At 61.1% G+C, this 19,591-nt stretch carries 20 protein-coding genes; 10 read left to right on the forward strand and 10 right to left on the reverse strand.

The features are described from left to right. Positions 1-4 precede the first annotated feature (4 nt). From nuoI to nuoN, 6 genes are read left to right on the forward strand one after another with little or no spacing between them, the layout of a single operon-like run. A complete protein-coding gene (gene nuoI / locus V3W40_RS07555; RefSeq protein ID WP_003174725.1) occupies positions 5-553 on the forward strand; it encodes an NADH-quinone oxidoreductase subunit NuoI in 549 nt (182 codons plus the stop codon). 9 nt (positions 554-562) lie between these two features. Continuing rightward, positions 563-1,066, forward strand: coding sequence for an NADH-quinone oxidoreductase subunit J (gene nuoJ / locus V3W40_RS07560; protein WP_003174726.1), 504 nt, complete (start codon positions 563-565; stop codon positions 1,064-1,066). Positions 1,067-1,068: 2 nt separating this feature from the next. After that, positions 1,069-1,377 carry an NADH-quinone oxidoreductase subunit NuoK gene (gene nuoK, locus V3W40_RS07565; RefSeq protein WP_003174727.1) on the forward strand — a complete coding sequence of 103 codons (309 nt, stop codon included), beginning with the start codon at positions 1,069-1,071 and terminating at the stop codon, positions 1,375-1,377. Continuing rightward, on the forward strand, positions 1,374-3,227 hold the full coding sequence (nuoL, locus tag V3W40_RS07570) for an NADH-quinone oxidoreductase subunit L (RefSeq protein ID WP_065927062.1): 1,854 nt from the start codon (positions 1,374-1,376) through the stop codon (positions 3,225-3,227). Before nuoK ends, nuoL begins: the two co-directional genes overlap by 4 nt. A 39-nt stretch (positions 3,228-3,266) precedes the next feature. Next, positions 3,267-4,799 (forward strand): NADH-quinone oxidoreductase subunit M, encoded by a 1,533-nt coding sequence (gene nuoM / locus V3W40_RS07575; protein ID WP_017527174.1) that lies wholly within the window; start codon positions 3,267-3,269, stop codon positions 4,797-4,799. A gap of 7 nt (positions 4,800-4,806) precedes the next feature. Further along, a complete protein-coding gene (gene nuoN / locus V3W40_RS07580; RefSeq protein WP_003174731.1) occupies positions 4,807-6,270 on the forward strand; it encodes an NADH-quinone oxidoreductase subunit NuoN in 1,464 nt (487 codons plus the stop codon). Between the two features lie 124 nt (positions 6,271-6,394). On the opposite strand, the gene V3W40_RS07585 is transcribed toward nuoN, so the two are convergent. Both V3W40_RS07585 and V3W40_RS07590 read right to left on the reverse strand, forming a co-directional pair. Further along, positions 6,395-7,147, reverse strand: coding sequence for an outer membrane beta-barrel protein (locus V3W40_RS07585; RefSeq protein ID WP_330214765.1), 753 nt, complete (start codon positions 7,145-7,147; stop codon positions 6,395-6,397). 123 nt (positions 7,148-7,270) lie between these two features. After that, a complete protein-coding gene (locus tag V3W40_RS07590) occupies positions 7,271-8,110 on the reverse strand; it encodes an arylamine N-acetyltransferase family protein (protein ID WP_330214766.1) in 840 nt (279 codons plus the stop codon). Positions 8,111-8,230: 120 nt separating this feature from the next. Between V3W40_RS07590 and V3W40_RS07595 the strand changes: the two genes are divergently transcribed. Beyond that, positions 8,231-8,467 (forward strand): DUF6555 family protein, encoded by a 237-nt coding sequence (locus V3W40_RS07595; RefSeq protein ID WP_027606320.1) that lies wholly within the window; start codon positions 8,231-8,233, stop codon positions 8,465-8,467. Between the two features lie 32 nt (positions 8,468-8,499). Here V3W40_RS07595 and V3W40_RS07600 read toward each other — a convergent pair whose 3' ends face one another. Both V3W40_RS07600 and V3W40_RS07605 read right to left on the reverse strand, forming a co-directional pair. Then, positions 8,500-8,700, reverse strand: coding sequence for a DUF6021 family protein (locus tag V3W40_RS07600; RefSeq protein ID WP_027606319.1), 201 nt, complete (start codon positions 8,698-8,700; stop codon positions 8,500-8,502). A 12-nt stretch (positions 8,701-8,712) separates the two neighbouring features. After that, positions 8,713-8,892: a hypothetical protein gene (locus V3W40_RS07605; RefSeq protein ID WP_323146489.1), complete on the reverse strand. Its 180-nt coding sequence runs from the start codon at positions 8,890-8,892 to the stop codon at positions 8,713-8,715. A 134-nt stretch (positions 8,893-9,026) separates the two neighbouring features. Between V3W40_RS07605 and V3W40_RS07610 the strand changes: the two genes are divergently transcribed. Then, positions 9,027-9,548, forward strand: a complete 522-nt coding sequence (locus tag V3W40_RS07610; RefSeq protein ID WP_065927058.1) for a DUF3087 domain-containing protein — start codon at positions 9,027-9,029, stop codon at positions 9,546-9,548. A gap of 1 nt (position 9,549) precedes the next feature. Here the strand turns inward: V3W40_RS07610 and V3W40_RS07615 are convergent, their stop codons facing one another. The 4 genes from V3W40_RS07615 to V3W40_RS07630 form a co-directional block, all read right to left on the reverse strand. Next, positions 9,550-10,683, reverse strand: a complete 1,134-nt coding sequence (locus V3W40_RS07615) for an MFS transporter (RefSeq protein ID WP_065927057.1) — start codon at positions 10,681-10,683, stop codon at positions 9,550-9,552. Positions 10,684-10,740: 57 nt separating this feature from the next. Beyond that, positions 10,741-12,108 carry an MFS transporter gene (locus tag V3W40_RS07620; RefSeq protein ID WP_330214767.1) on the reverse strand — a complete coding sequence of 456 codons (1,368 nt, stop codon included), beginning with the start codon at positions 12,106-12,108 and terminating at the stop codon, positions 10,741-10,743. 144 nt (positions 12,109-12,252) lie between these two features. Beyond that, complete coding sequence (locus V3W40_RS07625) at positions 12,253-12,708, reverse strand: hypothetical protein (RefSeq protein ID WP_330214768.1); 456 nt, start codon at positions 12,706-12,708, stop codon at positions 12,253-12,255. Between the two features lie 151 nt (positions 12,709-12,859). After that, positions 12,860-13,735 (reverse strand): Dyp-type peroxidase, encoded by an 876-nt coding sequence (locus V3W40_RS07630; RefSeq protein ID WP_065948359.1) that lies wholly within the window; start codon positions 13,733-13,735, stop codon positions 12,860-12,862. Positions 13,736-13,886: 151 nt separating this feature from the next. Here V3W40_RS07630 and V3W40_RS07635 point away from each other — a divergent pair, with 151 nt between their 5' ends. Together V3W40_RS07635 and V3W40_RS07640 are read left to right on the forward strand one after the other, a co-directional pair. Further along, positions 13,887-15,503, forward strand: a complete 1,617-nt coding sequence (locus V3W40_RS07635; protein WP_330214769.1) for an NADP-dependent glyceraldehyde-3-phosphate dehydrogenase — start codon at positions 13,887-13,889, stop codon at positions 15,501-15,503. Between the two features lie 90 nt (positions 15,504-15,593). Then, on the forward strand, positions 15,594-16,655 hold the full coding sequence (locus tag V3W40_RS07640) for an FUSC family protein (RefSeq protein WP_330214770.1): 1,062 nt from the start codon (positions 15,594-15,596) through the stop codon (positions 16,653-16,655). 10 nt (positions 16,656-16,665) lie between these two features. Here the strand turns inward: V3W40_RS07640 and V3W40_RS07645 are convergent, their stop codons facing one another. Together V3W40_RS07645 and V3W40_RS07650 are read right to left on the reverse strand one after the other, a co-directional pair. Next, entirely contained in the window at positions 16,666-18,426 is a 1,761-nt protein-coding gene (locus V3W40_RS07645) for a hypothetical protein (RefSeq protein ID WP_330214771.1), read from the reverse strand. A gap of 282 nt (positions 18,427-18,708) precedes the next feature. Then, positions 18,709-19,467: a TetR/AcrR family transcriptional regulator gene (locus V3W40_RS07650; protein ID WP_330214772.1), complete on the reverse strand. Its 759-nt coding sequence runs from the start codon at positions 19,465-19,467 to the stop codon at positions 18,709-18,711. Between the last annotated feature and the right edge of the window lie 124 nt (positions 19,468-19,591).

The following is a 19,591-nucleotide window of genomic DNA, read 5'->3' on the forward strand; positions in this document are numbered from 1 at the left end:
ACCCATGTTCAAATATATTGGCGACATCGTTAAGGGTACCGGTACCCAGTTGCGAAGCCTGGTGATGGTGTTCGGTCACGGCTTCCGTAAACGCGACACCCTGCAATACCCGGAAGAAGCGGTGTACCTGCCGCCGCGCTATCGCGGCCGCATCGTGCTGACCCGCGACCCCGATGGCGAAGAGCGTTGCGTGGCCTGCAACCTGTGCGCCGTGGCGTGCCCGGTGGGTTGCATCTCCCTGCAGAAAGCTGAAACCGAAGACGGTCGCTGGTACCCGGACTTCTTCCGCATCAACTTCTCGCGCTGCATTTTCTGCGGCCTCTGCGAGGAAGCTTGCCCGACCACCGCGATCCAGCTCACACCGGATTTCGAGATGGCCGAGTTCAAACGTCAGGACCTGGTGTACGAGAAAGAAGATCTGCTGATCTCTGGTCCCGGTAAAAACCCTGATTACAACTTCTATCGTGTTGCAGGTATGGCCGTTGCCGGTAAGCCGAAAGGCGCCGCACAAAACGAAGCCGAGCCGATCAACGTGAAGAGCTTGCTGCCTTAAGGAAGAAAGATGGAATTCGCTTTCTATTTCGCATCGGGTATCGCGGTTGTGTCCACGCTTCGCGTGATCACCAACACCAACCCCGTGCACGCCCTGCTCTACCTGATCATTTCGCTGATCGCCGTGGCCATGACCTTCTTCAGCCTCGGCGCACCGTTCGCCGGTGTGCTGGAAGTGATCGCCTACGCCGGCGCCATCATGGTGCTGTTCGTGTTTGTGGTGATGATGCTCAACCTCGGGCCGGCCTCGGTCGCCCAGGAACGCGTCTGGCTCAAGCCCGGCATCTGGCTCGGCCCGGTTGTCCTCGCAGCGCTGCTGCTGGGTGAACTGCTGTATGTGCTGTTCGCTCACCAGAGCGGCCAGGCCATCGGCCACACCACCGTGGACGCAAAAGCCGTGGGCATCAGCCTGTTCGGCCCGTACCTGCTGGTGGTCGAACTGGCTTCGATGCTGCTGCTCGCCGCAGCCATCACCGCCTTCCACTTGGGCCGTAACGAAGCCAAGGAGCAATGACGATGCCTGCTATCCCTTTGGAGCATGGTCTGGCGGTCGCCGGCATCCTGTTCTGCCTTGGCCTGGTCGGCCTGATGGTTCGCCGTAACATTCTGTTCGTGTTGATGAGCCTGGAAATCATGATGAACGCTGCGGCACTGGCGTTCATCGTTGCAGGTGCACGTTGGGGCCAGCCGGATGGACAAGTCATGTTCATCCTGGTGATCAGCCTGGCAGCCGCCGAGGCCAGTATCGGCCTGGCGATCCTGCTGCAACTGTATCGTCGCTTCCACACGCTTGATATCGACGCTGCCAGTGAGATGCGCGGATGAACATGATCTTTCTGACTTTCGTATTTCCCCTGATCGGTTTCCTGCTGCTGTCGTTCTCTCGCGGACGCTGGTCGGAAAACCTTTCTGCCCTGATCGGTGTGGGCTCCATTGGCCTGTCGGCCATCGTTGCCGCCTACGTCATCTGGCAATTCAACGTGGCGCCGCCGGAAGGCGGTCACTACACCCTGGTGCTGTGGCAGTGGATGTCGGTGGAAGGCTTCAAGCCCAACTTCGCCCTCTACGTCGACGGCCTGTCGATCACCATGCTCGGCGTGGTGGTGGGTGTGGGCTTCCTGATCCACCTGTTCGCGTCCTGGTACATGCGTGGTGAAGCGGGCTACTCGCGCTTCTTCTCGTACACCAACCTGTTCATCGCCAGCATGCTGTTCCTGGTGCTCGGCGATAACCTGTTGTTCCTGTACTTCGGCTGGGAAGGCGTGGGCCTGTGCTCGTACCTGTTGATCGGTTTCTACTACAGCAACCGCAACAACGGTAACGCGGCACTCAAGGCATTTATCGTCACCCGGATCGGCGACGTGTTCATGGCCATCGGCCTGTTCATCCTGTTCCAACAGGTGGGCACGCTGAACATCCAGGAACTGCTGGTGCTGGCACCGCAGAAATTCCAGGTCGGCGACTTCTGGATCACCCTGGCGACCCTGATGCTGCTGGGCGGCGCCGTGGGTAAATCCGCGCAACTGCCGCTGCAGACCTGGCTGGCGGATGCCATGGCCGGTCCTACCCCGGTGTCGGCACTGATCCACGCCGCAACCATGGTTACCGCCGGTGTCTACCTGATCGCCCGTACCCACGGCCTGTTCACCCTGGCGCCGGACATCCTGCACCTGGTGGGCATCGTCGGCGGCGTGACCCTGGTACTGGCCGGCTTCGCCGCGCTGGTGCAGACCGACATCAAGCGGATCCTCGCCTACTCGACCATGAGCCAGATTGGCTACATGTTCCTGGCCCTGGGCGTCGGCGCCTGGGACGCGGCGATCTTCCACCTGATGACCCACGCCTTCTTCAAGGCCCTGCTGTTCCTGGCCTCCGGTGCGGTGATCGTGGCCTGCCACCACGAGCAGAACATCTTCAAGATGGGCGGCCTGTGGAAGAAACTGCCACTGGCCTACGCCAGCTTCATCGTCGGTGGTGCCGCCCTGGCCGCCCTGCCGCTGGTGACCGCCGGTTTCTACTCCAAGGACGAAATCCTCTGGGAAGCCTTTGCCAGCGGTAACCAGAACCTGCTGTACGCAGGCCTGGTGGGTGCGTTCATGACCTCGCTGTACACCTTCCGCCTGATCTTCATCACCTTCCACGGTGAAGCCAAGACCGAAGCCCACGCAGGCCATGGCATCTCTCACTGGCTGCCACTGTCGGTGCTGATCATCCTGTCGACCTTCATCGGCGCGCTGATCACCCCGCCACTGGCCGGTGTACTGCCGGAAAGCGCCGGCCATGCCGGCGGCGCCGCCAAGCACAGTCTGGAAATCGCCTCGGGCGCCATTGCCATCGCCGGCATCCTGCTGGCGGCCCTGCTGTTCCTCGGCAAGCGTCGCTTCGTGACCGCCGTGGCCAACAGTGGCATCGGCCGTTTCCTCTCGGCCTGGTGGTTCGCCGCCTGGGGCTTCGACTGGCTCTACGACAAACTGTTCGTCAAGCCCTACCTGGCCATCAGTCATGTACTGCGTAAAGACCCGCTCGACCAGACCATCGGTTTGATCCCGCGCGCGGCCAAAGGCGGTCACACCGCCCTGAGCCGTACCGAGACCGGCCAGTTGCGTTGGTATGCGGCTTCCATGGCGGCCGGTGCCGTGCTGGTGATCGGCGCCATCGTTGTGGTAGCGGTCTGATATGAACTTTGCGAACTTGCGAAAGGAAACGAGCCCGTCATGATTCTGCCCTGGCTAATCCTGATCCCCTTTATCGGCGGCCTGCTCTGCTGGATGGGTGAACGCTTCGGCGCCACCCTCCCCCGCTGGATTGCGTTGCTGACCATGTCCCTGGAACTCGCACTCGGCCTCTGGCTGTGGGCCCATGGCGACTATTCATTCGCTCCGGCACCGGGTGTCGATCCAACGTTCGCGCTTGAATTCAAGCACGTGTGGATCCAGCGCTTCGGCATCAACGTGCACCTGGCCCTCGACGGCCTGTCGCTGTTGATGATCCTGCTGACCGGCCTGCTGGGTATCCTCTCGGTACTCTGCTCCTGGAAAGAGATCCAGCGTCACGTGGGCTTCTTCCACCTGAACCTGATGTGGATCCTGGGCGGCGTTGTCGGCGTGTTCCTCGCCCTCGACCTGTTCATGTTCTTCTTCTTCTGGGAGATGATGCTGGTGCCGATGTACTTCCTCATCGCGCTCTGGGGTCACAGTTCTTCGGACGGCAAGAAAACCCGGATCTACGCGGCGACCAAGTTCTTCATCTTCACCCAGGCTTCCGGCCTGATCATGTTGGTGGCGATCCTGGGCCTGGTACTGGTCAACTTCAACTCGACTGGCGTGATTACCTTCAACTACGCCGACCTGTTGAAAACCAAGATGTCCCTGACCACCGAGTACATCCTGATGCTGGGCTTCTTCATCGCCTTCGCGGTGAAGCTGCCGGTGGTGCCGTTCCACTCCTGGCTGCCTGACGCTCACGCCCAGGCGCCGACCGCCGGTTCCGTGGACCTGGCCGGTATCCTGCTGAAGACGGCGGCCTACGGCCTGCTGCGTTTCGCCCTGCCGCTGTTCCCGAACGCCTCGGCCGAGTTCGCGCCGATTGCCATGACCCTCGGCCTGATCGGGATCTTCTACGGTGCATTCCTCGCGTTCGCCCAAACCGACATCAAGCGTCTGATTGCCTTCTCGTCCGTTTCCCACATGGGCTTCGTACTGATCGGCATCTACTCCGGCAGCCAGCTGGCGTTGCAAGGTGCGGTGATCCAGATGTTGGCCCACGGTGTCTCGGCCGCGGCACTGTTTATCCTGAGTGGCCAGTTGTACGAGCGCCTGCACACCCGTGACATGCGTGAGATGGGCGGCGTGTGGTCGCGCATTGCGTACCTGCCGGCGATCAGCCTGTTCTTCGCCGCCGCTTCCCTGGGCTTGCCGGGTACCGGTAACTTCATCGGCGAGTTCCTGATCCTGATGGGTGCCTTCGTGCAAACACCGTGGATCAGCGCCATTGCTACCTCCGGCCTGGTATTCGGTTCGGTCTACTCGCTGATCATGATCCACCGCGCCTACTTCGGCCCGGCCAAGTCCGACACCGTCCTCAAAGGGATGGATGCTCGCGAACTGATCATGGTGCTCGGCCTTGCGGTATTGCTGATCTACATCGGCGTGTACCCGCAACCGTTCCTGGACACTTCTGCCGCGACGATGCATGGCGTGCAGCAGTGGTTCGGCACCGCCTTCTCTCAACTCGCTTCGGCCCGGTAAGAGCGCTATGGAATTCACGATCCAACACTTTATCGCGCTTGCGCCGCTGCTGATCACCAGCCTCACCATCGTGGTGGTGATGCTGGCGATCGCCTGGCGCCGCAATCACTCACAAACGTTCCTGCTGTCCTGCGCCGGTTTGAACCTGGCCTTGCTGTCGATTATCCCGGCACTCAAGGTCGCGCCACTGGCGGTGACCCCGCTGATGATGGTCGATGATTTCGCGCTGCTGTATATCGCGCTGATCCTCGTCGCCACCCTCGCCTGCGTCACCCTCGCCCACGCCTACCTCGGCGAAGGCGGCACCGGCTACCCGGGCAACCGCGAAGAGCTGTACCTGCTGATCCTGCTGGCTGCGGCCGGCGGTATCGTGCTGGTCAGCGCGCAGCACCTGGCCGGCTTGTTCATCGGCCTGGAACTGCTGTCGATCCCGACCTACGGCCTGGTGGCCTACGCCTTCTTCAACAAGCGTTCCCTGGAAGCCGGCATCAAGTACATGGTGCTGTCGGCCGCCGGTTCCGCGTTCCTGTTGTTCGGTATGGCCCTGCTCTACGCCGAAGCCGGCAGCCTGAGCTTCACCGGTATCGGTCACGCCCTGGCCGCCACCAACAGCCCCGCGCCGATTGCCCAACTGGGCCTGGCGATGATGCTGATCGGCCTGGCGTTCAAGCTGTCGCTGGTGCCGTTCCACCTGTGGACCCCGGACGTGTACGAAGGCGCCCCGGCGCCGGTGGCGGCGTTCCTGGCGACCGCGTCCAAGGTCGCTGTGTTTGCGGTGATGGTGCGTCTGTTCCAGATCTCGCCTGCCGCCAACACCGGCGTGCTGAGCAACGTGTTGACCGTGATCGCCATCGCGTCGATCCTGTTCGGCAACCTGCTGGCGCTGACCCAGAACAACCTCAAGCGTCTGCTGGGTTACTCGTCCATCGCCCACTTCGGCTACCTGTTGATCGCCCTGGTGGCGAGCAAAGGCCTGGCCGTGGAAGCCATCGGCGTGTACCTGGTCACCTACGTGATCACCAGCCTCGGCGCGTTCGGCGTGATCACCCTGATGTCCTCGCCTTACAAGGGCCGTGACGCCGACGCCCTGTACGAATACCGCGGCCTGTTCTGGCGCCGTCCGTACCTGACCGCCGTACTCACCGTGATGATGCTGTCCCTGGCCGGTATCCCGCTGACCGCGGGCTTTATCGGCAAGTTCTACATCGTCGCGACCGGTGTCGAAGCCCACGAGTGGTGGCTGGTTGCGTCCCTGGTGCTGGGCAGTGCCATCGGCGTGTTCTACTACCTGCGCGTGATGGTCACCCTGTACCTGATCGAGCCAAACCTGCGCCGTGTGGATGCCGAGCTGCACTGGGAACAGAAAGCCGGTGGCGTGATGCTGCTGGCTATCGCCCTGCTCGCCTTCTTCCTCGGCGTGTACCCACAACCGTTGCTGACCCTGGTGCAGCACGCGGTGCTGGGGGTTTGATCCCTTAGCGGTATGCGAATCAACAGAAACGGCGCCCCAGGGCGCCGTTTTTGCGTTCTGGGCTGACCTGCAACAGCCCAAAAAAACGCCCCGAATGTTCGGGGCGTTTTACATTGCAACCGCGTCAGAACGCGATGCCTAGCTTGACCCCGTACTCATCCCGCTTGAGCCGAGTGTTATCGGCCACTTCGGAATCACCGTCGAGCTTGTATTCGGTGCGGGTGTAGTAAAGGCCCGCCATCACCGGCAGGTCGCCCTTCTGGTTCATCAGCAGGCTGACTTCCGCATACGGGTTAGTGCGGTCCTTGAGGTCTACGGTGTCGCTGCCCACGCCGTCCACCTTGAGCTTGGTACGACCATCAATGGTGCGACGCGCACCGGCTTCGAAACGCAGCGTCATGTCATCGAACTGATGGTTGTAGCCCAGGGCTGCCTTGGCGAACGGCGACTTGTTGGTGAGTTCCATGTCGTAGTCGTTCGAGTCCAGCTCATAGCGGGTCCAGCTGTAACCGCCGCCAACGATCACGTCGACGAAGTTGCGCGCATCCAGCGCGGCACGCCAGCCGAGATCCAGGTCGGCCTGGCCTTCCTTGAGTTTGTTATCACTCTTTTTACCGTACTTGGCTTCCACACCTGCCTGGTAGATAAAGCCCGACTCGGCGGTGAGCTTGTTGCCGAAGTTGTAGAAAAGACCGGCTTCGGGCATGTGGTCCTTATCACTTTCACTACCGCCTTCGAGCTTGAAGTCGTTGTAGCTGCCCAGAATCCCAAAGGTAGAAATCGGGTCAGTGGACGGTGCGGCGAACGCCACTGCTGGCGCGGCGACCAGCGCCAGCAGTGAGGAATGCTTGAGGAGGTTTCCGAATAGTTTGGACATCGTTTACATCTCCTTGTCTGGTGGGCAAATTATTCAGGAAACGCTTCGAACCCAGGCTGGCACCAAAGGTTCGAAAAAATTTGCCCCCACTTGGAGGTAAAACGGTTCAGCGATGGCTCTAGATCAATACTCCTGGCGTGCAGCCATTACCAAGCCCTCAAGGGTTGAATCAAGCTGAGGGTGAACCGGCACGCGAATCCCAAAGGTAGTGCCCAGTACGTCCAGCAGCTCGTCGGCGCTCTGGATCACACGCTTGTCACTCGGCCGATCCAGGTAGTGAATCCCATAGTGGGCGTTGTTCAAGGTGTGGCGTTCGCCCGCTGCCAGGCGTGCGACTTTCAATTGGCCCAGGAACGGCGAACCTGGATGGGTCGAGACGTACCAGTTACCGATTTCGTAGTCGATGTCTGCCTGCACTTGCAGGTCGAACACATACAAGCCACGCCACTCCCCCGCGACCTCGGCCCACAACGTGTAGCTGCCCTCCTGCTCATTGAGTGTCAGGCGATACGGCTCATGGGCCGTGGCCTGCACGGCCTGCGTGTCCAACTGCAACGGATTGCTGGGCACCATGCCACCAAAGCCGACGTCGGTGATGTAGCGCACGCCGTCCAGGGTCACCAGGCTCAGGCGATGGGTGCGCGCCGTACGTGCGTCCGGCGGACCACCCATCACAACCCGCCCGGTAATGCCGCGCGCCTCGAACCCCAGTTCCTGCAACAGCGCCAGGAACATCTGGTTCAACTCATAGCAATACCCACCGCGCCCATCGAACAAGACTTTCTGCTCGACGCTGGGCAAGTCGATCGGCACCGGCAGGCGCAGCAGGGTCGACAGGCTTTCAAAGGCGAAGGTGCACACATGGCGCAGTTGCAAATCCCGCAGGGTCTGCAGGGTGGGCGGTGGCGGCGACTCGTAACCCAGGCGTTGCAGGTACAGGCGGCTGTGGTTCAGGAGGGTCATGGCGCGATCCTTGGGCGCGGGAGGAATGCGTCACTATGCCGCGCAAGCATGCAGATTGTCATTTTGAGTGAACCTTTTTAAACCGTTCCCTATCCATCTATAACAAGACAGGGAGGCAACATGAGTACCGCAAAAATCTACACCATCCACTACCAACTGCACGGTCAACCGAAGTCCTTTGTGGTGCGTGCCGAAGTGATGAACAACGCCGAGGCCTGGCACTGGGCAGCCGTTGACGCTGACATTGCGCATGTGAGCCGTATCGGCCGGGTCGGCCATGAGCAAGTGAAAAAAACCACGCGCCCGTGGGCCGAGAAGTACGGCATTACCGACGTCACCTGGATGCCGCCCAGATAAACAAAAAGCCCCGCTCATTGGCGGGGCCCAGCTCATTTCTTCAAGTCGCCCAACGGATCGTAGGGCGGCTTTTTTTTCCCGTCGTCCTTGGCCTTTTTATCCAGAGGGGCGATGGCCGGACCGATGGGATCAACCTGCGGATCAGCCACATCGGGCGAGTCCGGATCAAATCCCAGCTCATCCTTGCCGCTGGCGTGTTCATTGGAGGGCGGTCCATCCGAGCGCTTGTTCATCATGGTCTCCTGTTATAGCGGGCGAGCTTTGTCGTGGAGGTTTTCCAGGTCGTCTTCGACGCGCTCCACATCATTCTGGGCGTCACGCTCTTTCGGGTCATTGGGGCGCAAGGCATCGTTGTCGCGCTCCTCTTCACCGGGCGTGCGGTCAGGGTCGGGGGTTCCGGGCGGTGGCTGCTTGTATTCGGGCATGGTGGTTGACCTCAAAGGGACTACACCGGTTTAGAGAAACTGCCCCAGATCATGGTTCAACTTGATTGCCCCACCACTGACCGCTGACCATGAGAAGATGCCTTCCCCCTACCCGCCCTGGAGACCTGGACCGGATGTTCGAGCTCAAACCCTGCGACCCCGTCACCTACCGCCAACAGACGCGCCGCAGCACGCTGATCGTGGCCGTGCTGTTCGTGGCCCTGGCCATGCTGCTGTCGAGCCTGGCGGTGATGCTGTTCGGCGAACCCGGCGGTGACAACTTCCGCTTTAATGTCGGTGGCGTATTCGCCGGGGTGTTGATAACGGTCGCCCTGCTGCGCGGCCCGTTCCGCACCCAACCGTGGCTGGCACCGGCCGTGTATGGCTGGCAGCTCAAGCGCACCCTGATGCGCGTGACCAACGTGATGCACACCGTCACCGAGCGTGTGCAGGCGAATGATCCGACGGCCATGAAGATACTGCGTTTCTATCACCTGGGGCTGACGCAGATGCACGCCCTGGACGCCAACTCCAGTGCCCAGGCGCAGTTGGTCGGTGAAATGGACGCGCATAAGAACACGATGCTGGCACTGGGGATCGACACCGAACAAACCCGCTTTGATCCCGCCTGGCTGGAAGGATTGAAACGCACGTAAGTCAGTCTGCTGCCACACGGGTGCGCCAGCAGAACAACGCACTCACCGCAATCGCCGCACCCGCCACGCCAAACACCAGGGGTGCCGAGGCCACCGGCAACAGCAGGCCTGCCAGCAGTGGCCCGAGGCCCGCACCGATGTCACGCCATACCGCATTCGACGCCAGGGCCGACACCCGCAGCGAACCGGGGTTGCGCTCGGCGACCAGGGTGGTCACCAGGGGCAGTTGCAACGCGCGCAGCACCAACACCGCCGCCGCGCCGACAATCACCCAATAGCTGCCGAACGCCGTCAAGGCCAAGGCACTCAGGAACGAAAACAGCAACAACATCGAGGTCGCGCCAAAGCGCTGGGCGGCGTGACCTCCCAGGGGGCTCAGGAGCATTTCCGAGACATAACGCAGGGCCATCAAGCCGCCGGCGATCAGCACCGCATTACCGCCGAGCAGCTTCTGCGCCTGGATCGACAGGCCGAAAATAAACAGTCCGTCCAGCGCCACGCCTTCGATAAACGACCACAGCGCCACGCTGTCGGGCCACTTGAAACGGCGCCCCGGGGTGCTGTGCAAATCATGCCCGGCGCTGGGCAGGCCGCGCGCCATCCACAGCCCCACCAGGCAACAGCCAGCGAGGATCACAAAGATCGGACGCGGCCCGGCCCACAGCGTCAGCCAACCACCGAACGGCAACGCCAGCATCGGCCCCCAGGCGATCAGGGCCCGCGAACGCCCGGCCCGGCGCGCGGCGCCCTCCGGTTCGGAGGTGGCCAATACCTGAGTCGACAGGTTCAACGCGGCAAAACACAGGCCCCACACCAGCCGCAGCCCCAACAACGCGGCAAAACCCGACAGCACCGAATTGCCCAGGGCGCACAGCGTTGCGGCGCCGGCGGCAATCATGCAGGTCAGGCGATCACCGTTGCGCGCGTAGAAATTCAACACATGCCGATAGCCGAAAATCCGCACCAGGCGGTTGGCCGCCAGCAACACCCCGGCCTGGGCGAGCGTGATGCCGAAGGCCTGGGACTCCATGGGCAGCAGCAGATAGAGCAACACGTCACTGGGCAGGCATAAGGCCAGGGTCAACGCAGCGCGGCGGGAATGGGTATCAGCAGTGCGGAGGGCCAGGCTTGACATAAATCTGAAACATCCCGAAATATTCAGGTCGCCACGTTAGCCCTCCCGCCGCAGGTTTTACAACGGCTTTTTCCCGTAGGGCAGCAAACGCAGGCCGCTGGCCACAGCGCCCACCAGCGCAAACACACACCCCAACCACAACGCGTATTGCGGCCCGCTGCCCACGAACACGTGGAAACACAACGCCACCAACGACGCGCCGAGTGTCTGCCCCAGCAACCGCGAAATCGCCACGATGCCGCTGGCCCCACCGCTGCGCGCCAACGGCGCACTGGTCATCAAGGCCTTGAGGTTGGGCGACTGGAAGAAGCCGAAACCGGCACCGCACAACGCCATGCGCCAGCCAATATCAAAGGCCGACGCGCCGTGGCCCAAGGTCGCCAACCCGGCCATGCCCACACTCAACATCAACAGCCCGATACCGCACAGCAGGCCCAGGGACACACGGTCAGCCAGGCGCCCGGCGACCAACGCCATCACCGCCACGACCGCCGGCCACGGCGTCATCAGGAACCCGGTTTCCACCTGGCTATGCCCCAACACCGCCTGCAACAGAAAGGGCAGCGACACAAAGGCCAGGCCCTGGGCGCTGAAGGCGCAGATCGCCGTCAAGGAAGACAAGGCAAACACCGGCCGCTTGAACAGATCCAACGCCAGCATCGGCGCCGGGTGACCGGCCTGCCGACGCAGCAGCAAGGCGCCACACAGCAGCGCCACCGCAATCAAGCCCAGGGTCAACGCCCCCTGCGCACCATGCACCGCCGTGCCCAGCCCCAGCACCAGCAAGGCGAACAACCCGGCACACAGCGCGGCCGCGAGGCGGTCAAAGGCATGTCCGGTCATCGGCAGGGTCGGCAATGAACGCAGGCCCAATCCCAGGGCCAACAGCCCCAACGGCACATTGATCAGGTACAGCCAGTGCCAGGTCGCCACCGACAGAATCGCCGACGCCGCCGTGGGCCCCAGGGTAAACGCCAGCCCCACCACCAGCGAGTTATAGCCCAGGCCACGCCCGAGCATTTTTGACGGGTAGATATGCCGCAGCAACGCCGTATTGACGCTCATGATCGCCGCCGCCCCCAGCCCCTGCACCACACGGGCGGCAGTCAGGGTCACCAGCGAGCCGGCCAGCCCGCAAAACAGCGACGAGACGATAAACAGCAGCAACCCGCCGAGATACACGCGGCGGTGCCCGAGCACATCGCTGAGGGACGCAAACGGCAGAACCGTGGCGATAATCGCCAACTGGTAGGCATTGACCACCCAGATCACCGAGGCGGAATCGGTGCCAATCCCTTCGGCCAGGGTCGGCAACGCCGTGTTGACGATGGCCGTGTCCAGGGTCGCCATGCCGATCCCCAGGGAGATCGCGATCACGGCCGGCAGGCGTTTATTGAGGGGCAGCCCATCGACGACAGAAGACATGAACCATCCGGACAGGTAACAAAGGCCACTAGCATACGATCAACGGGGATTGATTTCAGTGGCCCATGGCGCCGCTGTCAAAATTTTCATGTTGATGAACATGGAATGTGCGCCTCATCGCGCATCACGCCTGCCTGTCATCCCTTAGTAAACAATCAAGCTCGCAGCAATGATGGGACTGGGACGGCAAGCTTCTGGAGTTGAAGCAGAGCATTGTGGGGGAACGTCCGATAACTTGGCGGCGGCCATCTTCGGATTCCAGCGGCCAATAATACCGTCCCGACCCGCAACATCCACCGTATCCAGCTGATTCATCACCTGGTCACGCTTGAGCACTTCCCTGGCCAACATTGTCAACTTGTTTTGTTGCGCATCTCCCGTCAGCGGGCGCCTCGCGACCTCACGAATTTTCCCCTGTGTCGCATGTGGCGAGCCTGCTGGCCTGAATGCATCGAAATTTTTGTCAAACTCCCGCGCCAGCGCGGCGTCGGACAGCCCCGCATAAGGGTTGGCAGGGTGCCAATGGGCAACAACAGGGGCATGGGTGGCGAAAGATGCACTATGGACAAGAGACACGTGGTGCTGATGAATAATAGCCATGAGTGAGTTTCCTTGATTACTCGACAAATCCGCTCTACATACCGTCGAAAAACGGATATGCAAAGCAGACTGTTGTCTCTGTGGCGACCCACGCCAGGGTGGTTCCGCAGTCGTACGCAAAAACCGCTTCGCCACCCAAGTCCGGACAGCGTTAGATACGCGGTCCTTGAAGGATTGCACTCAGGTCCAGGCGTCCGTCCTTGACCGGCGCGCACCAGTAGTAACCACCGGTCAACGGCGTGCTGATGCGATACAGGCCATCGACAATCCCGTCCTCCAACCCGCTCATGCGGCGCAGTTGGGCTTCGAACGCATCGAAGGAATGGCCGAATGCGAGGAACATCAACCCGGCCTGGCCATTTTCGGCCCAGGGCATGGAGCGGCGCACCACGAAGGCTTCCGGGGTGAAGCTTTCCTGGGCGGTACGTTTGGTGTGGGCGGATTCGGGAGCGTCTTCAAGCTCTTCGTTGTCGCCATGGCGGCGGCCGATGATGTGGTCGCGCTCCTGGGCGGGCAACGCGGCGAAGCCATCAAGGTCGTGCTGCCATTGCTGGATCGCGGCGAAGCTGGCACCGCTGTCGGTCAGGGCGGCTTCAACGGCAGCGTCGTCGTGGGGGTTTTCAGTGCCGTCTTCGTAGTCGGTGAGGTCGAAGCCGGTCTTGTAGCGGAAGCCTTCGGTTGACTGCACCAGGCGAAACGCCGGGGCCAGGGCCTTCTCGAAAGCGCGACTGCGCAGCAGCAACTCACCGCGATCGACGCCATGCAGCCACACCCACAGTGCCTGCTGGGTGGACGGGTTGTGCGCACCCGGTGCGCTCACGGCAGGAAAGCTGCGCAAACCATCAATCGTTGCACCCAGCGCGTTGACCAGCGGCTCGCCAAATCCGACCACTGCCGCCGAATCGGCCAACTGCACCAGCGCGTCCAGCGCAGCGGGCACGGCTGCCAGGGTGTCCACGGCAAAAAACAGATGGCGTGCCTGCAAAGGCACCGGTGCGGCAAGAATGCCCGGCTGGTACTGACTCATGTGAACTCCTTCAAGAAAGGCGCGCAGTCTACTATCTCGAAGAGCAGGCGACACGCCCCGGTGTGTAGTGCAACGCGCACAAGCCTTGCCATAGAGCCCTGTGTTGGGTGACTCTCTCGTCATGTTTTGCAACTATTTCAGGGGTAGTGCCATGACCACCAGCAACCTGCTCGCCCAGCTGTTTCCCACCAGCGTCGCCGATATTCCCGAGCAATACCGCCTGGCGGCGCCCATCGAACAGCGTGACTACCTGGTGGATGGCCAGTTGCAGGTGTGGAACGGCCCCTTGGCCCAGGTGCAGAGCCCGGTGCAATTGGGCGACCGCCGCGTGGTGATCGGCAGCACGCCGTTGCTGGACGCCGACACCGCCCTCACCGCCCTCGATGCCGCCGTGCGCGCTTATGATCGTGGCCAGGGTGAATGGCCGACGATGCGGGTGGTGGAGCGTATCCAGCACGTCGAGGCGTTTTTGCGACGTATGCGCGAACAGCGCGACGCAGTGGTCACCCTGCTGATGTGGGAGATCGGTAAGAACCTCAAGGACTCGCAGAAAGAATTCGACCGCACCTGCGACTACATCACCGACACCATCAATGCCCTCAAGGAACTCGACCGCCGCAGCAGCCGCTTCGAGCTGGAACAGGACACCCTCGGGCAAATCCGCCGCGTGCCCCTGGGCGTGGCGCTGTGCATGGGCCCCTACAACTACCCGCTCAACGAGACGTTTACCACGCTGATCCCGGCGCTGATCATGGGCAATACCGTGGTGTTCAAGCCGGCCAAACTCGGTGTGCTGCTGATCCGTCCGTTGCTGGAAGCCTTCCGCGACAGCTTCCCGGCCGGGGTGATCAACGTGATCTACGGCAGCGGCCGCGAAACCGTCAGTGCGTTGATGGCAAGCGGCAAGATCGACATCTTTGCCTTTATCGGCACCAACAAGGCCGCCAGCGACTTGAAAAAGCTGCACCCCAAGCCGCACCGCCTGCGTGCGGCCCTGGGCCTGGATGCGAAAAACCCCGGCATCGTGCTGCCCGAGGTGGACCTGGACAACGCCGTCAGCGAGGCCGTCACCGGTTCGCTGTCCTTCAACGGCCAGCGTTGCACCGCGCTGAAAATCCTGTTTGTGCATGAAGACGTGGTCGACAGCTTCATCGAGAAATTCAACCGCAAGCTGGAGACCCTCAAGCCCGGCATGCCCTGGGAAGACGGGGTTTCACTGACACCGCTGCCGGAAGTCGGCAAGGTGGATTACCTCAACGACCTGGTGGCCGATGCCCAACAACACGGCGCCCACGTGGTGAATGCCAATGGCGGTACCCATCGTGGTTCGTTCTTCTACCCGGCGGTGCTGTACCCGGTGAACCCGCAGATGCGCGTGTACCACGAGGAACAATTCGGCCCGGTGGTGCCCATCGTGCCCTACCGCGATCTGGAGACGGTGATCGAGTACGTACTCGACTCGGACTTCGGCCAGCAATTGAGTATTTTCGGCACCAACGCCGTGGAAGTCGGACGCCTGGTGGACACCTTCGCCAACCAGGTCGGCCGCATCAATATCAACGCCCAATGCCAGCGCGGCCCGGACACTTTCCCGTTCAACGGGCGCAAGAACTCGGCCGAAGGCACGCTGTCGGTACATGACGCGCTGCGCGTGTTTTCGATCCGCACCCTGGTGGCGACCAAGTTCCAGGACAGCAACAAGGCGCTGGTCAGCGATATCCTGCGTAACCGTGACTCAAGCTTCCTGACCACCGACTATATCTTCTAAGCACAATGCCGATCGCAATGTGGGAGGGGACCGCCCCCTCCCACATTTGGATTGTGTACATATCCAAAACCGAGGCCACTTTAATTACCGATGAACCTGCCACTCTTCGCCCGGCGCCTGCTGCGCCCCTTGCTCGACCCCTACCGCCGCTATCGTCACGCCAAGCTGATCCACGCCGTGCGCGTGTCCATCGGTTTGCTGGCGACGATCCTGCTGACCACCGGCATCAACCTGCCCCATGGTGAATGGGCGTCGGTGACCATGCTGATTGTGATCGGCGGCTTGCAGCACCACGGCAATATCGGCAAGAAAGCCGTGGAACGCGCCTACGGCACCTTGATCGGCGCCAGCGTCGGCTTGTTGCTGGTGGTGCAACAGGCCTACTTCGGCCAGCCGCTGTTGACCTACTTGCTGATGTCGGTGGTGTGCGGGTTCTTTTCCTATCACGCCATCGGCAAGGGCGGCTACATCGCGCTGTTGTCGGCGATCACGGTGTTTATCGTCGCCGGGCACGGTGACAATCCGATCTCGGATGGCTTGTGGCGCACGGTCGACATCCTGATCGGTATCGTGCTGGCGTTGGCGTTCTCCTTCGCCCTGCCGCTGTATGCGGTGTACTCGTGGCGCTACAACCTGGCCAGCGCGTTGCGCGATTGTGCCGCGATCTATAGCCGGATCATCAATGGCCAGTCGGTCACTGACGATGAACACCTCAAACTGCTGAACCGCTTGAATGCGGCGATGCTGCAATTGCGCTCGCTGATGCCGTCGGTGTCCAAGGAAGTGCGGATTTCCATGACCGAACTGGACGCCATCCAACGGCACCTGCGCATGTGCATGAGTACCCTGGAGATTCTCGGCAACACGCGACCGGACCCGCGCGATGAACAAGCGATGGCGCGCATGCAAGTGATATTGAAAGCCGAACACCGGCAGATTCGAGTGCAGTTGGTGGGGATGGCACGGGCATTGAAGTCGGGCGTCACGGAACGCCTGGAGCGCCCCAGCCCTATCGGCGGCGGCGAGCCCACGCTGGATGCGCCGGTTTACAGTGCGCTGGATGGGTATCGATTGTTGACGGTGCAACTGGCGGCGAATGTGGACGCGATGCGCCAACGGCTGGCGAAGAGCGCCAGCCACTGGAAGATCTGACCGAGCGGCCTCAGACAATATGCAAGGGCGTGGTCAGGGAATAGCGCTCAGGCAAGTTCCCCCGTTTGAGGGTGTAGTAGAGAGAGGTATCTTCGCCACGGTTGGGCTCCAGGTCTTGTGGCAATACTTCAAACAATACGGCAACGCCGGGGATATTCACCTGCTTTGGCAGATTCACACTGTGCACGCCCTTGATGCATAACGTTATCCAGTCACCGAACTGCACATCGCTGAAAGGCGCCTCTATAGGCGTGCCGAATGGTGATACGTCATCCAGGTGGAGGACACCGTCTTGCTCGTCTTTAACGATCGGCGAGGGCATATCCGGCTGCAGCTCACCGATTCTCAATGTTCGACGCAAAGAATCACGAGGCGTTTCGCCACTCTTGGACGCGCTGTAGAACACATCGGTCAAGCGGCCTTTGAATCGCCGGAGGTCATCGCCATCAATCGCCACCGTCAAATGATCCTCATCGGGAGGAGTTTCACCGAGGGTAACTCCAACACGGTGTTCAATGGTGCCTCCCACATCGCTGGCCAGTAGTATCAACTCAAGAGATTCAAATGATTGCCAGCCCGGTTGTACCGGGATGTGGATTCTGATTTCCGGCAGGTCGGGATCAATCTCTCCGCCAGCCTCTCCTTCCACGGTGGGTGGCAGCCATTGCCTGATTTCCCCAACGACGCTCAAATGCCGGTAGTTTGAACGAACGCTGCTACCGTCCTGGCTGTCGAGCACGTAATAGGCAATTGCACGCCCCCTGGCAATGGCCGCGACCAAGCCATTGGGCACCTCGAAATAATAGGCCATGGCACCGGCGAGCTCCCGCATTTCAGAATGGGGAACCGAACCGCCCTCTTCTTGGGTGCCTATCCAGTAAAAATGGACATGGGTGTAGCGCCGGGCATCTTCCGAGGTCAGGTAAAAACCAATCCGCACCGCATCATTGCCGATAGCCGCAAGGTTGATTTCAGATTCGGTCTGAGGGTAGTGGACCCAAGGCTGCTCCAGGCGCTGGCTATTGGCATGCACCTCTACATACGAGACGACTGACCACAGTGCATTTTCGTCCGGCAAATTACCGGTATTCCCCGTCACGGTCATTGCCACGGGGAGAATGTCACTGTCGCCGGCGGCGCGGATCATCTCGGGAGTCACGGTGACCTGAATATCGCGGCCCACCTCAGCCGGCTGTACCTGGCGCTCGAGCTTTTCCGAGCCCCAAACCAGTGTAATGACGTCATAAGGGGCCATGTTCTCCCACTTGCGGCAGATGACGGCGACACCCTCCCTGGCCTTTCCTTCATCGACGCCTTCCAGCGCTACTTGGGGTTCAAGATCAAATACCAGCCCGCCATGGCCTTTATCCGTGGGTTCGGGTGCCTTGCCGCCAGGTCTCTGCAGGTTGACCCTAAGGCGCAACGGCGGGGTCTGCTGGGGAGCCTCATTGTCCGGGATGATCTTGCAGTACACCGCGTCAGCCCACCCCTCAAGGATGGAGTGAGCGGGGACGGTGATCGGGTAGCGGGTGCGGGGTGAGTCGCCATCACGTACGAGATAGAAACCCACGGGGGTCCCCCCCTGCCATATCAGCTGAAATGTCGTACCCACCGGCGCGGCAAAGGGATAAGTCACGTAAACAACCAGGTCACGCGTCACATGGAGCCTGCCGATTCCACCGTCCGCCGCCTCCACATCATCCTCAATCCGGGGAAACATCAACGGAATATCTACAGGTTCCAACTGACGTTTCTGTTTGACTGGGGTCATTGCGCGGCTCCTTGTCATAGTCACCACAGTCCACTTTCCGATGGACTGAGTGTTGGGTGCATCAAATACCCAAACAAGGAGGTCGCCTACTGTCAGAGTTAACAGGTGCCGACGAAAGGCACCTGGCCGCCTGCCAATAGGTCTTTTTGAGCCTCTAACTTTTTCCTACATTTTTTTCACGTTTTATTCACATCCGCAGACGTAGGGTGAAGCCTCATCCGTTACAAATGTTGCACATCAAGCCCGCCGCCCCAGCGGGCTTTTTTTTGCCTGGGGTTTGAGTCAGCGCGAGGCCTTGGCAGCGGGCGCAGTCGCTTGCTCGCGAATGGCGCGCTGGGTATCCAGCACCTTGGCCAGCGCGTGTTCGGCTTCCGGGCTTTGCTGCGGCACACGAATCGCCGCCGAGACCAGGGTGATCAGCTTGGCCATCACCTCGGCATCGGTCGCCGGGCGGCCCAGGCTCATGGAGTTCATCAACAGGCGCAGCTCGGTGCCGGCCATGACCCCGGAAATCGCCTTGAGGGCAAATTGCAGGCGCACTCCCAGCTCATTGCGCGGCAAGTCCGGCAAGGCCAGGGCGAAGGCTTCGAAGAAGCGCTGGAACACCGGCTGGTAATGCACCTTGAGGTATTCCTGGATAAACGGCGAGGTGTCGCTGTACACCCGACCGAGGAAACGGATGAACGAACGCCCTTCCCCACTGGCGCTGGCCGGATCGCTACGCTCCAGGCCCATGGCCGGAGCGAAGAGCACACCGAGCAAGGTGTCGCAATCAAGCGGGCCATCGGACTCGGCTTCACAACGCGCCAGCAGTTCCAGGCGCTGCTCGTTGAGCGGCTCCAGGCGTTGCATCAGCAGGGTCTTCATCAGGGAGTCCTTGTCCCCGAAGTGGTAGTTCACCGCAGCCAGGTTCACCTGGGCGCGCTCGGTAATCTGCCGCAGCAGCACGGCGTCATAGCCGTATTTGATGAAGAGAGCCTCTGTCGCATCCAGCAATCGAGTCTTGGTAACGTTTGGAGCGCTGAGTTTCTTCGCGACCATAAGGGTTCCACGGCGGAAATATTGTTTTAAAAAATAATTTGATTTTTTATACCGGTGTGGCCGGTCGAAAGCAAGTAGTGACACACCGCCATACTATCCAAAGCCTTTGCCCATGGGGATTCTC

Source organism: Pseudomonas sp. AM8 (assembly GCF_036346475.1).
Lineage (GTDB): Bacteria > Pseudomonadota > Gammaproteobacteria > Pseudomonadales > Pseudomonadaceae > Aquipseudomonas > Aquipseudomonas marginalis.

Bases quoted from the DNA above. Each gene is read 5' to 3' on its own strand.
- nuoI (WP_003174725.1), top strand. From the start codon at position 5: ATGTTCAAATATATTGGCGACATCGTTAAGGGTACCGGTACCCAGTTG.
- nuoJ (WP_003174726.1), top strand. From the start codon at position 563: ATGGAATTCGCTTTCTATTTCGCATCGGGTATCGCGGTTGTGTCCACG.
- nuoK (WP_003174727.1), top strand. From the start codon at position 1,069: ATGCCTGCTATCCCTTTGGAGCATGGTCTGGCGGTCGCCGGCATCCTG.
- nuoL (WP_065927062.1), top strand. From the start codon at position 1,374: ATGAACATGATCTTTCTGACTTTCGTATTTCCCCTGATCGGTTTCCTG.
- nuoM (WP_017527174.1), top strand. From the start codon at position 3,267: ATGATTCTGCCCTGGCTAATCCTGATCCCCTTTATCGGCGGCCTGCTC.
- nuoN (WP_003174731.1), top strand. From the start codon at position 4,807: ATGGAATTCACGATCCAACACTTTATCGCGCTTGCGCCGCTGCTGATC.
- V3W40_RS07585 (WP_330214765.1), bottom strand. From the start codon at position 7,147: ATGTCCAAACTATTCGGAAACCTCCTCAAGCATTCCTCACTGCTGGCG.
- V3W40_RS07590 (WP_330214766.1), bottom strand. From the start codon at position 8,110: ATGACCCTCCTGAACCACAGCCGCCTGTACCTGCAACGCCTGGGTTAC.
- V3W40_RS07595 (WP_027606320.1), top strand. From the start codon at position 8,231: ATGAGTACCGCAAAAATCTACACCATCCACTACCAACTGCACGGTCAA.
- V3W40_RS07600 (WP_027606319.1), bottom strand. From the start codon at position 8,700: ATGAACAAGCGCTCGGATGGACCGCCCTCCAATGAACACGCCAGCGGC.
- V3W40_RS07605 (WP_323146489.1), bottom strand. From the start codon at position 8,892: ATGCCCGAATACAAGCAGCCACCGCCCGGAACCCCCGACCCTGACCGC.
- V3W40_RS07610 (WP_065927058.1), top strand. From the start codon at position 9,027: ATGTTCGAGCTCAAACCCTGCGACCCCGTCACCTACCGCCAACAGACG.
- V3W40_RS07615 (WP_065927057.1), bottom strand. From the start codon at position 10,683: ATGTCAAGCCTGGCCCTCCGCACTGCTGATACCCATTCCCGCCGCGCT.
- V3W40_RS07620 (WP_330214767.1), bottom strand. From the start codon at position 12,108: ATGTCTTCTGTCGTCGATGGGCTGCCCCTCAATAAACGCCTGCCGGCC.
- V3W40_RS07625 (WP_330214768.1), bottom strand. From the start codon at position 12,708: ATGGCTATTATTCATCAGCACCACGTGTCTCTTGTCCATAGTGCATCT.
- V3W40_RS07630 (WP_065948359.1), bottom strand. From the start codon at position 13,735: ATGAGTCAGTACCAGCCGGGCATTCTTGCCGCACCGGTGCCTTTGCAG.
- V3W40_RS07635 (WP_330214769.1), top strand. From the start codon at position 13,887: ATGACCACCAGCAACCTGCTCGCCCAGCTGTTTCCCACCAGCGTCGCC.
- V3W40_RS07640 (WP_330214770.1), top strand. From the start codon at position 15,594: ATGAACCTGCCACTCTTCGCCCGGCGCCTGCTGCGCCCCTTGCTCGAC.
- V3W40_RS07645 (WP_330214771.1), bottom strand. From the start codon at position 18,426: ATGACCCCAGTCAAACAGAAACGTCAGTTGGAACCTGTAGATATTCCG.
- V3W40_RS07650 (WP_330214772.1), bottom strand. From the start codon at position 19,467: ATGGTCGCGAAGAAACTCAGCGCTCCAAACGTTACCAAGACTCGATTG.